Here is a 17,233-nt window from a genome sequence, read left to right on the forward strand (position 1 = left end):
ATTACATCCCATGCTGAAAAAGGTGATAATAGGCTTCGTTAGCATGGAGTTGATCTTTAAATGCCCTTAGTTTCGTATCCGAATCTATGACTAAAAGTTCTATTCCGAAAATATCGGCAAAATCTTCCATATATTCTGTAGTCAATGCTTGGGTATATACCGTATGGTGCGCTCCTCCCGCATGAATCCAAGCGGTTGCGGCAATATCCAAGTTGGGCTTAGGGTCCCAAAGCACCCGTGCCACTGGTAATTTTGGCAAATCGGCCATAGGAGCTACTGCTTCCACTTCGTTCACGATCAAACGGAACCTGTTGCCCATATCTATCAATGAAGCATTCAATGCATCACCCGCGGGAGAGTCAAAAACCAACCTAACGGGGTCTTCCTTGCCTCCAATACCCAACGGATGTACTTCACAGGATGGCTTTGCACTGGCAATGGAAGGACATATTTCCAACATGTGCGACCCCAAAACATAATCTTTTTGAGGTGTAAAATGATAGGTATAATCCTCCATAAAGGATGTTCCACCCTCTAAGCCTTCGGCCATCACTTTCATGGCTCGCGTCAAGGCTGCGGTTTTCCAATCGCCCTCTGCTCCAAAACCATAACCATCGGCCATTAAACGCTGAACGGCAAGACCTGGCAGCTGTTTTAGGATGCCCAGATTCTCAAAAGTATCGGTAAAGGCCTTGAACCCGCCTTCGTCCAAAAAGGTTCTAAGTGCCAGTTCAATTTTGGCCGCTTCTATCAAAGATTGACGTTTTGCCCCATTTTTTTGGAGAGATTCTGATAATCGGTAACTCGCTTCGTACTCCTCCATCAATTGATTCACCGCGTTCTGTTCCAATCCGTCGATAATATCGGTGATCTCTGATGAATCGTAGCCGTTGACCGCTACGCCAAAACGCAATTGGGCAGCAACTTTATCCCCTTCGGTAACGGCAACCTCGCGCATGTTATCTCCTAAACGGGCCACTTTGATGTGCTTAAGTTCATCCACACCAAGGGCAACGCGTGCCCACACGGAAAGTTTGCTTTGCACTCGGTCATCTTTCCAATGCCCCACAACTACTTTTCGGTTTTTACGCATCCGTGACATCATAAAACCAAATTCACGGTCGCCATGTGCCGATTGGTTCAAGTTCATAAAATCCATATCAATGCTGCCCCAAGGGATTTCAGCATTGAACTGTGTATGCAAATGGCACAACGGTTTGCTCAAAATGGAGAGTCCTGCAATCCACATTTTTGCTGGTGAAAAGGTATGCATCCACGTTACCACTCCAATACAGGATGGTTCGTTGCTGGCTTCGCGACAAACTGCTGTTATTTCGTCCGGTGTGGTTACAATGGGTTTAAAAACCAAGTTAACCGGCAATTTTCCAGTTGCATTCAATCCATCTACTATTGCTTTGGAATTGCTGGCCACTTGTTTTAAAGTCTCCGGTCCGTACAAATGTTGGCTTCCTGTTACAAACCAGATTTCCTTTTGAGATATTTTCATTTACTGTAGTTTATTTATTGACCGTAATAGGCATTCTTGCCATGCTTACGTTCGTAGTGTTTTTTTATTAGGGAGTCTTTTAATCTTGGTGCCTGTGGATTGATCTGCAAGGTCAAGTAGGCCATTTGGGCCACAGTTTCCAGTACTTTGGTATTGTAAACGGCTTTGGACGCATTTTTGCCCCAAGCAAACGGACCATGGTTTCCAATCAGTACCATCTCGACCTCGTTGTAATCCAAATTTCTTTCCTTGAAGCAGTCCAAAATCTGAATACCCGTATTATGCTCGTAATTGCCTTCGATAAGTTCGTCGGCCATTGGCGGCGCACAGGGAATATCTTGCGTAAGATGGTCGGCATGTGTGGTGCCGAAAATCGGGATGTCCCTTTGTGCCTGTGCCCACGAAACGGAATACATGGCATGCGTATGCGCCACTCCTCCGATATTCTCCCAATTTTTATAGAGATAACTATGTGTTTTGGTATCGGATGACGGTCTTAAACTGCCCTCGACCACATTGTTATCGTAATCCATGATGACGATATCCTCAGGCTTCAAGGTCTCATAGGGCACACCACTGGGTTTTATCGCAAAAACAGCGTTTTCCCTGTCCAAAGCACTCACGTTACCAAAGGTGTAGATGACCAAACCCAAGGCATTGAGTTCCATGTTCGCTTCGTAGCATTCTTCTTTAAGCGATTTGTATTTAGAGCTCATCTTATGTGTTTTTGTTCGTTTGTTCTTCCACAAAATTTCCAAGCTGTTTATACGCTTCCAACAACTGGGCATATACCTTCACTTGGGACGCTTGTGGAAAATATTCTGCTTCATAGTCACTTCCCATTACCTTACTGGCCTCGATTACATTTTCGTAGATTCCAGCAGCAACGGCTGCATAAATTGCTGCACCCAAGGCAGGCGCCTGATCGGATTCTGCAATTTTAATGGGCATATTCAGTACATTGGCCAAAGTCTGCATAATGAAAGGCGATTTTCTGGCCACGCCACCAATACCTATGACGGTCTCGATTTTGACACCTTCTTCTTCAAAACGATCCACTATCATTTTGGCACCAAAGCAAATGGCATTGACCAAGGATTTGAAAATATGGGGAGCCTTCGTACCCAGCGATATTCCAGAAATGGCACTTTTCAATTCTTGATTGGCATCTGGAGTTCTCCTGCCATTTACCCAGTCCAATGCAACTGGGACGACTTCGGACAAAGCAATTGCCTCGGCCTGTACCGCCAAAGACCGAATAAATTTTGATTCTACCTCAGCCTTGAGCTCGGCTTTTTGTTCCTCCGACAATACCTCGGAGTTTAAAACCAAGTTATCTATCGGCCATTGCAATACATCCTTGAACCATGCCAATACATCACCAAAAGCGGATTGACCTGCTTCCAGACCGACCATGCCAGGAATTACGGAACCATCGACCTGTCCACAGATGCCTTTAACCGTTTTGTCGCCAACTGCTTCGTTGGATGAGACCATGATGTCACAAGTGGACGTTCCCATGACTCGGACAAGTGCGTGGTGGTCTACTTTGGCGCCAACGGCACCTGCATGGGCATCAAAAGTGCCCACAGCGATTACGGTATCTGTAGTAAGACCTAATTTGTCCGCCCACTCTTTGTTCAGATGGCCCGCAATTTCGTTGGATGTAAATGTATCTTCATACAGATTATCACGGAGTGATGCCAAATACGGATCCAATTTTGATAAAAAAGCTGCATCGGGAAGTCCGCCCCAGCTTTCGTGCCACATAGCTTTGTGTCCTGCTGCGCATCGACTTCGTTTGAATTTTTTCAAATCTTTTTCATCCGCCAAGAGATAGGTGATGAAATCGCAATGTTCCATCCATGTATGGGTAGCATTAATTACGCTTTTATCCTCTCTGGCCACATGAAGAATTTTGGCCCAGAACCACTCGGAAGAATAGATTCCTCCTTCATATTTGGTATAATCTTCCCCGCCCCAGCTTCTGGCCAGTTCATTGATCTCGTTTGCTTCTTTTACTGCAGTATGGTCTTTCCAAAGCACCATCATGGCATTGGGATTTTCCTCAAAACCTTCCGTGCAAGCCAATGCTGTACCGTCTTGGGTCACTGGCATTGGCGAAGAACCTGTGGTATCGATACAGATTCCTTTTACGGTTTCTGGGGACACCTCGCTTTGCTTCATCACGGAGGTTATGGTATGTTCCAATCCCTCGATATGATCTAAGGGGTGTTGTCTAAACTGGTTGATGGCGGGGTCACAGTATTTTTGTGCTTTCCATCTAGGATACCAGAATACTTCGGAGGCCAGTTCCGCTCCGTTTTGGGAATCGATCATTACCGCTCTAACCGAGTCGGAACCATAATCGAGTCCTATTACATATTTTTTCATTAATCCTTCTCTATCTTCGTTTTATTTTCTTTTCGTGTTCTAAAACACTGTGTTTAACTAAAGTTTTACCTTATATATATTGAAGGCTTGTGCAGGTATGGAAGCTTTCAACATATTGCCCTCAACAGATGCCGTACCTTTTTTTGGACTGATTTTAAAGGGGTCTTTAAACGAATTTTCAGCCTCCAAATCGTCCATGGCCATGGTCAGCACCTCAACACTTTCTTGGGTAGTACCACCTTCCATTATGATGGAAAGGTTTTGTCCCACTTCTGATGTATTGACCACCTTTATAATCAATTCGTTTGTATTCGCATCTTTTGCTACTGTGGCATAAAGTCCACCTTTTCCAATAATTTTTTCTCCATTCTCCGTAATCTTCAAAAGGTCGGTTCCGGGATTAGTAGAATACATTTTTTGTACTTGATAGTTGGGTGTCCCGAAGGATTCCAAATTATTGAACCAGATCATATCCGGTGTCCATTGCCAACCATCTGCATGGGCCATCAAAGGGGCATACGATGTTAAATGAACCACTTCGGCATTTCTTTCCAAACCCGTCATAAATGCTGCTTCGGATAATGCTGCATTCCAGTTGTTCTTGTTATCGGGGCTCGCTATGGCTACGGTTTGGGCCGCGTACTCCCCTGCGAACACTTTAGGTCCATTTCTATCATAACCGTCATAACGGTCCGCATTTTCGCGGAACCATTTTGGTGGCTTGTAGTAGTGCTCGTCAACAATTTCGGCGTTCATTTGCTTAAGCTGCTCCCAACCGTATTCAAAATAATCACCTTCTGGGAAAGGTCCGCTACCTGAAACTATGATGATTTCCGGATATTTGGACTTGATGGCTTCCTCGAACACTTTATACCTTTCGATGTAAGCAGGTCCCCATTGTTCATTTCCTATTCCGATATATTTCATATTGAAAGGCTCTGGGTGACCCATATCGACACGTACCCGACCCCAAGCGGTATCGGCATCTCCATTCGCAAATTCAATCAAATCCAAGGCATCTTGCACATAAGGGTCCAATTCGTCCATGGGCACCAATTCCCCTGTGTTAAACTGGCAAGCGATACCACATCCCAAAATGGGAAGGGGCTCTGCTCCCATATCCTCGGACAATTGAAAATATTCAAAGAATCCCAATCCAAAACTTTGATAGTAATCTGGTGTTGGTCGGTGGGCAAACTCGGTATTCCAACGGTTTACCAAAATTTCCCTATCCGCTATATCGCCAACAGTTTTTTTCCATTGGTATCTTCTGGCCAAGGTTCTGCCTTCTACAATGCATCCACCAGGAAAACGAAGGAATCCAGGATTTAGATCATCCAACAATTGAACTAAGTCTTTGCGAAGTCCTTTTTTTCTTCCTTTCCAAGTATCTTGGGGGAAAAGGGAAATCATATCCAAATCAATTTCACCTTCTCCTTCGAAAGTAATTTTGACCTTGGCTTTCATTTCTGATGCACTTGCGGTAAGAGTAGACTCGTAAGTTTTCCAAGAATCGCTATCCGGACTAATTGAAGTCTCTCCCAAAACATTATCAAGGGAATCAATCACTTGAAGTTTAATTTTTTGGATATTACCAGAACGTTTAGCGGCTTCTATCGAGAAATCATATTGAGCTCCTTCTTTAACCCCCATGCCTCGGAAGCCTTCATTGATCAAAACATAGCCTTCGTCATTCTTGACCTCTACACGGGCAAAATTGTGGTTGGCCTCTTCTTCGGCATATTTGATGACGGAAAGAAATCCCGACTCATTGTTATAGGAATGTCTGTCACTATTGGGTTCCATCCAACCTGTTTTGGGCAAAGTGAACTCAAATGAACGGTTCTTTATCATTTCGGCGTACAATCCTCCATCTGCAGCAAAATTGATGTCCTCAAAAAAGATTCCGTACATGGTAGGCTGAATTTTTATGCCCGTATCTTCCAGATTCACCACCAATTCTCTGTCCGTTTCAGCTTCTATGTCATCAACTTTGGTTTCCTCTTGGTTCTTACAGCTGTAAAAACCCGTAACCGCAAGGAATGCCAAAAACGATGTTCTTGTCTGCATTTTTATGTTGTTCAGTTTGTACATTTATTAATTTTCCTCTGCAGGCAACCACACCTTCATTTTACCGATGCCTCGATTGGACCATGCGTAATAGGGTATGGCGGTTAATCTTTCGTTTGATATGGTTTTGACGCCTCCCAATAATTCGGGCTGCATCTCCACCTTGAATTCTTCATTGGCAGTGAGTCGGATATCATCAAAAGTGCTTTTATTGTCAATTTCCTCTACCGCATAAACGATAGGACCATACTCAAGGGACATTTTCCCCAGGTCCTCTTCGACTTCTGGATTGGCCTTCACTTTTCTTACGGACATTGGGAAATCCAGTTCCACCTGATCCCCAGATTTCCATGTTCTGGTCAGCGTGAAGTAGCCATTATCGGCGACCAAATCAATCTCCTCCCCGTTTAAACTGAGCTTATTGCTTGCTTCATCTTTGGAAACATATTGATACAAATCTCCAGGCAAAACGGTATTCCTGGACCAGCCAGGTATCCTGAACTTTATGGTAAATTCTCCTTCCATCTCTGGATTTACAGTGAATTTAACTTTCCCGTCCCATGGGTACGATGTTTCTTGAGTGACCATTATGTCTTGATTCTTCAACTCCACCTTTGCCTCATTGCTCGCGTATAGATTCGTATACAGGGTATTGCCCTTTTTGGAATAGATAAGTCCTGGCATGGCGGGAATAAAACGGATCACATTGGTAGGACAGCAAGAGCAATCGAACCAATCCTTTCGGGTGCATGCTCCTTGGTTGAATTTGTACACGCCGTCGGACTCGAGAGCGTTGGGATAAAAGAACTGTTGTCCATCCAAAGACAACCCAGAAATCAACCCGTTGTACAATGTTCTTTCAATAACATCGAAGTATTTTACATCCCCCGTGAGGTTGTGCAACCTATGGTTCCAGTATACATCACCGATAGATGCACATGTTTCGTTGTAGGCCGTTAGGTTGGGCAGCTCATAATTTTCACCAAATGCCTCGCCATCATGTTTGGCCCCAATACCTCCCGTGATGTACATTTTTTTGTTGACCATGTTTTCCCAAAGTGCATTTACTGCATCCAAGTAGGCGGTATCTTTTTGAATAGCGGCAATATCCGTCATGGCAGCGTACATATAAACCGCTCTTACGGCATGCCCTACCACTTCGTCCTGTGCCACAACGGGCAGGTGATCTTGGGAATAAGGACCAAAAAGCTCATGGTTTTCTGGATTGCCCCTATTATCCAAAAAGTATTTGGAAAGTTTTAGATAATCCTCTTTTCCTGTAATCTGATACAGTTTGATGAGCCCCGTTTCTATAATCTGATGTCCGGGGACAGCAGTGATTTTTCCTTCTCCATCGCCAAAGGTCTTTACCATTAAATCGGCATTTTTGATGGCGATGTCCAAAAAGTTTCGCTTTCCGGTTGCTTCGTAATGCACAGCTGCGGCTTCATACAAATGTCCTGCGTTATACAGCTCGTGGCTCGCAGCCAGGGACTCCCAACGTTCCCCTTTGTCAACATTTACCCAATTGGCGGGCGGTTTGGCGGGGTCAATGGTTCGCCATGTGGTCAAATAACCATCCGCTTCCTGCCCTACCTTTATAATGGAGACCAACGAATCGACCAATTTTTCCAATTTGGGATTGGGAGCACTGATGAGTGAGTTGGAAGCTCCCTCAATTATTTTGTAGACATCGGTATCATCAAACGGCATGGCACCTTTTACCTCGCCTTCCATTTCTCCCCCTGCAATCAAAAAATTGTCAAAACGACCTTCTTCCTGGCATTTGGCCAAAGCATATTCTATCGTTTTTTCCTGAACTCGCTGTATGATCGGCAACCAAAACTCATCGTTAAGCTTTACATTCTGTATGTTCACAGACTCAATGGGATAGTCCGGTGATTCACCAGCCATGTTTTCATCGCTTGCCTGATTTTTGGAATCTTCCTTGCAGGATATGGTCAACAAAAGAAGACCTGCTAATGTAAATAAAAGTTTTTTCATATTCTCTTAACTTCCCTGCAAGACTATAAGTGAATGTGCGGGGATGGTGATAGAAATTTTCCCTTTTTTCAATTTGGCATCTTTAAATTCTTTCGGTGTTACCTTTTCGGGATTGTCAAAGGAATTATGATCTTGAAGCTTTTCCGATGTTAAAATATTTCCTTCAATCTTTTTGATGTCCAATGTGGAAATGTCCACCTCTACCTCAACATCCTTTTCTGGGTCAATGTTGACCAAAGAAATATGAACTTTCCCTGCGTCATCCTTTGAGGCAGATACGGATACTACGGGAAGTCCTCTATACTCCATATTATCTTCGACTTTGGATGGCAACAGTTTTGCATCATGGTGCACTTTGTACATGTGCATGACATGGTAGGTAGGCGTTTTGATCATTTTCTCTTCATCGGTGAGTATCACTGCCTGTAGCACATTGACCATTTGCGCCAAGTTGGCCATTTTGACCCTTCGTGCATGATTATTGAATGTATTGAGCACCGTGCCCGCAATCATAACATCACGGATGGTATTCTGTTGGAAAAGCACCCCGTTTGCTACTTCTGGTTCGGCATCGTACCACCCTCCCCATTCGTCGACAAAAAGGTCTACCTTGCCATCAGGGTCGTACTTATCCATGATTTCGATATGCTTGGTCACATATTCTTCCATGTTCAGCGCCTGTTCCATTGTTTTAAAATATATCTCTTCATCAAAATTGACCGACGGGCCTTTATCGTTCCAATCGAACACAGCATAATCGTGCAGCGCAACGGCCTCCATCAATTCGTGAGGTACATTTTTCATCAAGGTTTCGGTCCAATGATAATCGTCTTCCGACGCTCCGGATGCAATCCTATACACTTCGGTCTCTCCGGACCAACCGGGCATAAAAGTGGCATATTGACGGTAAATATCTGCGTAATACTCCGCGGTCATGTTTCCGCCACAACCCCATGTTTCGTTGCCCACGCCCCAATATTTGACCTTCCAAGGTTCTTCCCTTCCATTTTCACGTCGCCAGTCGGCCATTGGACTAATTCCGTCATGATTGGTATACTGTACCCAATCGATCAACTCCTGCACGGTTCCACTACCCACATTGGCCGAGAGATAGGGCTCTGCTTCGAGCACTTCGCAAAGATTTAAAAAGTTATGGGTACCAAAGCTGTTATCCTCTGTGATCCCGCCCCACCAACGGTTTACAATCGTAGGCCGATCTTCTTGTGGACCTACTCCGTCCTTCCAATGGTAAGTATCAGCAAAACAGCCGCCAGGCCATCTTAGGTTGGGTATGTCCAGCTCCTTTAGGGCCTCGATAATGTCGTTTCGGACACCTTCGGTATTGGGAATGATCTTATTTTCTTCCCCAACGTAGAGTCCTTCATAAATACAACGTCCAAGATGCTCTGCAAAATGGCCGTAAATATGTTTACTGACAATGGGTGCGTCGGCTTCTTCGGCCACGTTCACTTTGACTTTTTCTTGCGCAATGCTCGCCTTTGTGCATAAAAGGACGGTTGCAATTGCGGCATACTTAAAAATTTTCATGTGCATGAGATTTGATACAGTTCTAATTGTAAACGCCAGAATCAATACAATCCTGACGAGGATATCCTAATAGAGGATAGACCCCAACAAAAGTCACTCCTTATAAGTGTTTTTTTTACATTTATAAAATAACGAAAGTTTTTTGGTTAAAGCAAAAAAAATAATGTTTCAATCGAAAAAAGTTCCCAAAAGATCAGTATTGAGAAATGTTTATATTTTAGCAATGGGAATTTATACGTAAAGAAATGTTTGAAGAAAACTTGGAGGCGCCAGAAAACCTGAACATGCATCTCAATTATTATCAAAAAGAAGATCAGGTTTTACTAGCAGTCGATTGTATCATCTTTGGGTTTGACAAAGAGAACCTGAAAATTTTATTGATCAAAAGAAATTTTGAACCGGAAAAGGGCAAATGGTCTTTGATCGGGGGGTTCCTCAAAAAAAATGAAAACCTTGACGAGGCGGCTGTGAGAGTTTTGGAAACCTTAACTGGTTTGAACGACATTTACCTCGAACAAATACATACATACAGTAAGATTGATAGGGATCCAGGGCAGCGAACTATTTCTGTTGCCTATTTTGCCCTAATCGATGTGGATAGTCATCATTTTGATGGAATCCAAATAGATGCCGCTCATTGGTTTGATATAAAGGAGGCTCCAAACTTGATTTTTGACCACAACGAAATGGTTCAAAAGGCCAAAGCTCGATTAAAAAGACGTGCGTTGAGCAAACCTATCGGCTTTGAACTACTGCCAGAGAAGTTCACCATGCGACAGCTCCAAAATTTGTATGAATCCATTTTGGACAAGAAATTGGACAAACGAAACTTCATCAACAAGATAAACTCTTTGGATGTCCTTATAAAATTGGACGAAAAAGATATGAGTGTGTCCCGAAAGGGCGCTTACCTTTATGTTTTTGATAAGGACAAGTATGAGAAAAAAGTGGAGGAAGACGGATTTATTTTTAAAATCTGATTATCCAAAGCTATTCGTTTTTACTTTCAGAAGGTTTTGTTTTTTGCATTAGCTTTTGGACATCCCTCTCGTTCAGAGCATAATCGTACATCTGTAAAGACGCCATATAACCTGAAAAGTTCTCGCCTATATCCGAAGCTCCTATCCGTAATTTGGCATTTTCGGTTTGTGAGGCCAATACCATTATCTGGGAATTGTCCAGTTTCCCGTTAACATACATTTTTTCAACTACGCCATCAAAAGTCAGTACGATATGGTGCCATTCGTTAGCAGTTGGAAGGTTATTGTACTTCATGTCAAAATGACTATCCAAATGTGCAACGGCCCCATAATTGCCTCTGTTGTAATGCAGCGCATTATAGGAGTTTGCCAAATTGAACTTAAAACGGTCGCACCACGACAATAGGCACTCGCCCTCCGTTGATATTTCTGGGTTTTTTACCCATGTGGCCACCGTAAATGCTCCATTCCATTGCAAACTTTTTGGAACTGGTTGGTCAAGTACCAGTGCTCCTTTTTTAAAATCAAATGCAGCAACACCGTCTTCTTGATATATTGACACTTCTCCCTTTTTCTCAAAAATTCCACCAATACTTCCTTTGTTGGCCAAGTTATCCCGGCTGTTTTTGGCAAGGACTTCTTGAGCATTGATACTTACAATTTTTTGATGGGAACCTTTTGCCCCAGGGCCTTGTTTTGAAGGTCTACTCTCAATATCCAAAGGCACATCGAACAAGGAGCCAAATACTTTAATGTTCCAAACTGCTGCCAATAAACCCGTTTTTTCGGTATCCAGGACTGTAAGTTTGATATATTGGGCAATCACATCGGCATCATCGATCATTGGACTGCCTGCTATTCTGTTTTTAGACCGGTCCGCAAAAACCTCCCAGTTCTTTCCATCAAATGAATATTCCAATTTGTATTGGTAATAGTATCCAGCGAACTCAAATTGTGTCATTATCCTTTTTATACGGGTCGGCTTTCCTAAATCAATGGTCAAGTCTTGTGGAAAAGAATTATCACTGGCCTTCCACATGGTAGCATTATAACCATCGGTGGCAAATGATGGTCGGTACGCATAATCGTATTTATGTGACTCCAATTGATAAAATGAAGATGCGGACACCTTGGCATTCAATGCTAAATTGGTCGGAACATTCGATTTTATCGATTTTCCCGGCCTTTTACTACCAGGCATTACTTGTTGTATGGTGGAGTCATTTTCAAAAATAAGTTCATCCACACTTACTTGGCGGGACAAACCGCCTCTTGTCATTGGATAATCATGTTTGTGGTAAACAATGTAGTAATTCCCATCCTCCTCCAAAACAGAATGATGCCCTGGGCCGTGTACAGTTACATTATCATTGGAGCTGAGTATAGGTTTTTTTGCACCCGGTGTAAATGGTCCATAGGGACTATCCGAATAGGAGTATCTCACATTATAGGTTTCGTCATGACAGGAGCCTCCAGAGTACATCAAAATGTATTTGCCCCCTTTCTTCATCATATAAGCTGCTTCAAAAGGTTCAGGGGTCTGTTCCAAGGGTATGTTCTTGGGGTTTTTGATTTTTGACATACTTTCACTATCCAACTCCCCTACGGCATAGCCTCCGTTGTAATGGACCCAAGTTCCCCAATAGGCATAAATTCTCCCATCATCATCGGTAAAAAACTGAGCATCAAGCGACGGAAAACCTTCCCTTGGATAATTATGGGCAATAACAGGAGTATCATCCTTGTTCAATTTTTCCCAAGGACCTACTGGGGAACTGGATACATATCCATAAATATTGCAGCCTGCTTGGCAATTACCAAAATACAGGTAATACCTGCCATCACTACCTTCAATAATGTCCGGTGCCCAAAAATTTCTCAGGTTAATGGATTCTAAGGAAGGAACCTCCATGGTATAATTGTACCAATGTTCAAAATCTTTGCTGTACCAAACCGTGGGCACTCCTGAGGCCAACATTTCATTGTCCGTGGTAGCGTAGATGTAGTATATATCTCCAAACTTTTTGATTGTAGGGTCCGCAAAATAACCCGGAAGAATAGGATCCACCTTCCCAACGGGCAATTGGGCATCTTTCTTTTGACCAAAGACATTACCCAAAACCATGACAAAAAACAATATGTATACTACCCAATTTTTCACACTTGGCAGCAAAGCAACTTTTTAGGTTATAGTTTGACTTCTGTTTCTTTCTTCCCCAATTCAATTTGATACGCCCCTCTGACCTTTTTATACGGCAGCTCGACATCCATGCCTTCTACACGCAAATAAGCATAAGGAACATGAGTGCTTTTGCTATCCAAAGTCAGGGTTACATCCCCAGTTTTGCTGTTGTAGATCACTTTTTTAAACGAACCTGCATCCAAGGTAAGCCAAAGCTTTTTGGGCGCTATGAATACTCTAGACCTTGCTGCCGTGGTCGGTTCCAATGCTATAAAAGTATCTTTTTCGGATAGATTTCCCCCAAATGCCAACCATCCCATATCCTCATCCTTGGTAAGGTAGGATGATGTGTTTACAGCATAGCCATAAAACCCGGACCCATAATCACCTGAAATACCGTCGATTTTTAAAGTTGAAGGATATGAATGGAACGCGGCCGGTCCAAATCCGTCTTGTGTAATATTTGAAATCCCTCCCAACAATCCCCCATAACCCACTTTCAACAGGTACAGATCTTCTGGTTTTTTTCGGTAATGATTCAAAACGGGAATGGCGTTCAATGAGGAACCATAATGATGGATTTGGCGTTCCACACGCGAAGTTTCCCCGGCTTTTCCACCGTACAAAAAGTCCCAATATCTTCTGGCATTACCGTTGTAGCCCCAATGAGGCATTGTTGGCATGTAGGCCAAAATGGCACTAAGCGTAACAGAGGCTTTTTGATCATACCCAAAAAAACTCGACCACATATACACTTCCTCTTGTCCGGTGGAATCCCATGGCATTTCGCTGCCAAAAGGGTAATCCAATGCTCGCCAATGGTCCGCCCGCTTTTTCATTCGTTCTTCCAAATCCGAGGCCATTTCCGTTAACCCTTCGTGTTTCAAATCTTCCAAAATAAATAGGAACACCGAGCCCTCCATTTGTCCGAACTGAGCATAATACGGTGCTTGCTCCACCATGGCTACGCTGGTGTGATAGGCATTTTGCAAATACCAATCCCAAGACCTGTTATCCACCAAACCTTTGTAGTAACGGGACAAACGGTACATTACCCAATATGCAGCCGCCACGTGAGGATAGTTGTAGGACCTTCCGGGGTCGTTCGCATGCTTGTGGTCCCATGCCGCCCAAGTATCGTAATTGATTTTATCGCTATACGTGCCTTTGGGTAAAGAGTCGGGTTCGTAATAGAACAAACTCTTTTTGACTCCGTACTTTTTAGGACCTTCATTATACTGGATTCCTCCCCACAGTGTTTCATCCACAAAACCTTGCAACTTCTGGATTTCCTCCTTGTCGGGTTGAACCAATTGCTTCATAACGGCTGCCAACCAACTACCTGCCCCACCTTCATCGCTCAATCCGCTGATCCAAACCCTACCATCTTGAACTACCTTTTCCTTTTTCTCGTAATCATAGCTTATTGGTGATGGATTTCGTCCGAATGGGTCATTGGGGTCGTCGAACCATTGTTCCGTAGTTAGAAAATGTCCAAAATCTTCAATAACCTCTGTCTCCGGTTTAATGATTTTATAGTTGATGGTCTGTTCCGTACCATCAGTATAAGTAATGGTAAGTCTGGCCCTGCCCCACTTTTTTCCTTGGACATGATATTTTTTCTTTCCCAAGGCAGTAGTGCCATTTTCTTTAATTTCCAATGCTCCGCTGGGTTCAACCGTTATGGATGCAACTCCTTTGTTGTAATCGATGAACAATTGACCTTCAACATCTTGCGGAAGTACGTAACCTGGAACGCCGACCGCAACAGGGTGTTCTTCCTTGACAAGTGTCTCTTGTATATTCTTGATTCCTTCGGTAAGTACAAATTTTAAGGCAAAGCTTTTGGTTTCGTTTGGTTGAAGAACAAGCGAAGTTGGTTCGTTCCATTGTTCCACTCCTTTCCATTCGTTTTCGGAATACGCTTTGCTGTATGCCATCCACTCGTGGAACCCTTCAAAGACGATGCTTTTAGGAGTTGGATCGTCCAATAATGGTCGATAAGCTTCAAAAGACATATTTTCCTCGGGCATCACCAATAGGGCCGGACCTCTCCCACTCAACCTTTTTACTTCTAGATACCCCGCATCTTTACCGATATAGGGATCAAAAAAGACGTTTTGGGCATGGGTTTCCACCAAGGACTTGCCTTCAAGAATGTTATTAAACACCATTGGAACTCCCAATGCTCCTATTTCCAATGGTTTGTCTTGTTTATTGGTAATTTCAAAACGCATGACCAATTGGTCATTGTCCAATTCGTAGTACCTTTTGATGGTAACTGGTATGTCGGTTGGCAAGGTATTGGCCAAGTCGGCGGCTGCCAAAACATTTCCACCGGTTTCCAAAGGTTTTACTTTTGCTCTACTAGTGGCCGTGGAATAGCTTTTCCAGATTCCGTTTGCCTCTTTTATACGTAGGTTAATGTCTCCCAAATGATAAAGGCTGTCCTTGTCCCTTATTTCCAAGCGGTCGCCCGGAGTAAAGTCAAAATAAGGGTCGCTATTAGGGCTCAATGCTGCAACAGTTTGTGATGCCCTTACCAATTTTAACTTAAAGTCAGGGGTTTCAAATTTTTGATAGACATCGGCTACACCCAAAGTCGATTCTCTTTTTTCCACTCTGCTCCAATAGGTATTCTGCGCCATTATAGTTGAAAAAGAGGCCATGCAAAATGCCGAGACCAGCCAATACTTTATCTGCTTCATTCTAGTGATAGTTTGGTTATGGGAGCAGGATTGGACCAAAACTCCCTTGCTTAAAGAAATATGTTGTGTTTACCTATTTGAAGGCCGTGGAAAATTTCCACTTTGTTTTATAATTTTTGTTCAAGGGAAGATCCTGCAACAGAGCGCGCAATACCTCAACCGGCATTCTACCTTCTTTCATCACCTGATCGTGGAATTGCTTTTCCGTCCATCCTTTGTCCAACATCTCATTCCTGAGAGCGTAGAACTGAAGACCTCCCATCATGTATGCCAGTTGGTACAATGGGGGATAATTGGTGGTAAACGAACGTCTCACCTCTGCTTCCGCATTGGCATATTCATGGCCAACTTCATCAACCAAAAGGTCTATGCACTCTTGTGGGGTCATTTCTCCTAAATGGAACTTGAGAGAGAAAATAATCCGTGCACATCTATGGATTCTCCAAAACAACATGCCCAGTTTTTGCTCTGGGGTCTGGGGAAAATCTTTGTTCCAAAGAATAATTTCCCAGTAGAGAGCCCACCCTTCGGTCCAAAAAGGTGTGGAAAAAGGCCTTCTGTAACTTTTGTTACGGCTGGTCATAAAATACTGTAGATTATGGCCTGGAAGCAATTCGTGCTGGACGGTGGGAAATGAAAAATTGGGATTGTTCCCCCGCATGCTCATCAATTTGTCATCGTGATCCATTTCCATGGTCGGGTACGAGATGATGATATCCCTTCCCCCTAAAAAGAACGGACTGACCTTTTGTCTCTCTGGGCTCATCATTTTCATGCCCCAGGTTTCCTTGGCAAGTTCCGGCAATGTGATCAAATCCCTTTCCTCTATAAAATCCACAGAGTGGGAATACAGATCGATAATGGCCTGTGGCTGCTCTCCCGCGGGAACGTAGGTGTTCTTTACATGCTCCAACGCCTTTTTCCAATCATCGCCATATCCCAATTCCCGCGACGCTTTAATCATTTCATTTTTGCACCATTCAAATTGTGCTTCCGCTGTTTTAATTAGTTCATCGGGTGTGTAGGGAATAAATTCCAAGGCAAGGCTCTCCTTTAGTGCTTCTTCTCCAATGGGTTTTCCAATGATTCCGCTTCCATCATCCTTTACGCTTCCTTCCGAATAATTTTCTTTTAAGAACTCGGCGTAAGCAGTCAGCTTTTCATTTAGTTTGATATAAGGTTTTTCCACCCACCAAGTAAAATCTGGGTCATATCCATAGTAAAAATTATAAGCCTCTTCCAATCCCTTCTGGAACGAAACGATAAGTTGGGAAGCTTTATCGGCAGTTTGCCAATCCTTAAATGGCTTTGCTTTCCATGACTCCATTTCAGAATCAACGGATTGCGAGGCATCTTGAAATATTTGTGCCAACTCTTTTGATTCGGGCTTTTTGCCTCTTCTACGATTTTTTATGAACGGAAAAATATCTTTTGCAAAAGAGCTTACTTCGGAAACTTCCTTAAATGCATCATATTCCTGATTTAAAAAATACTCTCCTTTATTCACCAAGTTCTTCAACAGTACGTAATCTACTTTTCCTTGTTGTGATAGAGCGTTGAAATCAACAGCAGACAACTTTTTGTTCCAGTCATTATAAAACGTGGAAAACCGCTGATAGTACTCTTCGGACTCTTGAACGATATAAGTCCGGCTCAACGCCCAGTTATCCGCTTCAAATTCGGTAACGATATCGGCCATTTTACTGTTCTGCGCAAAGGTGTACGAACCGACCAACGCTACTGCTATGATTCCTATTCTTTTTAAATCCATTTTTTACGTATTTAGTTTCTTCCTTTTACTCCTAAAGGTAATGATTGGTTTTTCTAAATTTTGGTGATT

Annotated in this window: 10 protein-coding genes; 1 reads left to right on the top strand and 9 read right to left on the bottom strand. The window is 43.2% G+C overall.

Annotated features, from left to right (window positions below; all coding sequences use genetic code 11):
* Position 1 precedes the first annotated feature (1 nt).
* The 6 genes from araA to J0656_RS13800 are packed head-to-tail and all read right to left on the bottom strand — an operon-like array spanning position 2 to position 9,529.
* Complete coding sequence (araA, locus tag J0656_RS13775) at positions 2–1,507, bottom strand: L-arabinose isomerase (protein WP_207034885.1); 1,506 nt, start codon at positions 1,505–1,507, stop codon at positions 2–4.
* A gap of 14 nt (positions 1,508–1,521) precedes the next feature.
* Entirely contained in the window at positions 1,522–2,223 is a 702-nt protein-coding gene (locus tag J0656_RS13780; RefSeq protein WP_207034887.1) for an L-ribulose-5-phosphate 4-epimerase, read from the bottom strand.
* Between the two features lies 1 nt (position 2,224).
* Positions 2,225–3,901: a ribulokinase gene (locus J0656_RS13785; RefSeq protein ID WP_207034889.1), complete on the bottom strand. Its 1,677-nt coding sequence runs from the start codon at positions 3,899–3,901 to the stop codon at positions 2,225–2,227.
* Between the two features lie 57 nt (positions 3,902–3,958).
* Positions 3,959–5,971, bottom strand: coding sequence for an alpha-L-arabinofuranosidase family protein (locus J0656_RS13790; RefSeq protein ID WP_207034892.1), 2,013 nt, complete (start codon positions 5,969–5,971; stop codon positions 3,959–3,961).
* A 27-nt stretch (positions 5,972–5,998) separates the two neighbouring features.
* Entirely contained in the window at positions 5,999–7,975 is a 1,977-nt protein-coding gene (locus J0656_RS13795; protein ID WP_207034894.1) for a glycoside hydrolase family 127 protein, read from the bottom strand.
* A 6-nt stretch (positions 7,976–7,981) separates the two neighbouring features.
* Complete coding sequence (locus J0656_RS13800; protein ID WP_417947268.1) at positions 7,982–9,529, bottom strand: alpha-N-arabinofuranosidase; 1,548 nt, start codon at positions 9,527–9,529, stop codon at positions 7,982–7,984.
* 239 nt (positions 9,530–9,768) lie between these two features.
* Here J0656_RS13800 and J0656_RS13805 point away from each other — a divergent pair, with 239 nt between their 5' ends.
* A complete protein-coding gene (locus J0656_RS13805; RefSeq protein ID WP_375587766.1) occupies positions 9,769–10,503 on the top strand; it encodes an NUDIX hydrolase in 735 nt (244 codons plus the stop codon).
* 10 nt (positions 10,504–10,513) lie between these two features.
* On the opposite strand, the gene J0656_RS13810 is transcribed toward J0656_RS13805, so the two are convergent.
* The 3 genes from J0656_RS13810 to J0656_RS13820 all read right to left on the bottom strand — a co-directional run bounded on the left by J0656_RS13810 (position 10,514) and on the right by J0656_RS13820 (position 17,164).
* Positions 10,514–12,628 (bottom strand): family 43 glycosylhydrolase, encoded by a 2,115-nt coding sequence (locus tag J0656_RS13810; RefSeq protein ID WP_207034898.1) that lies wholly within the window; start codon positions 12,626–12,628, stop codon positions 10,514–10,516.
* Between the two features lie 62 nt (positions 12,629–12,690).
* The gene (locus tag J0656_RS13815; RefSeq protein ID WP_207034900.1) at positions 12,691–15,393 is read right to left on the bottom strand and encodes a DUF5695 domain-containing protein; all 2,703 of its coding nucleotides are present in this window, start codon (positions 15,391–15,393) and stop codon (positions 12,691–12,693) included.
* A 73-nt stretch (positions 15,394–15,466) separates the two neighbouring features.
* Positions 15,467–17,164, bottom strand: a complete 1,698-nt coding sequence (locus tag J0656_RS13820) for a DUF885 family protein (protein ID WP_207034902.1) — start codon at positions 17,162–17,164, stop codon at positions 15,467–15,469.
* Between the last annotated feature and the right edge of the window lie 69 nt (positions 17,165–17,233).

Origin of the sequence: Flagellimonas aurea (assembly GCF_017313785.1) — a bacterium.
Taxonomy (GTDB): domain Bacteria; phylum Bacteroidota; class Bacteroidia; order Flavobacteriales; family Flavobacteriaceae; genus Flagellimonas; species Flagellimonas aurea.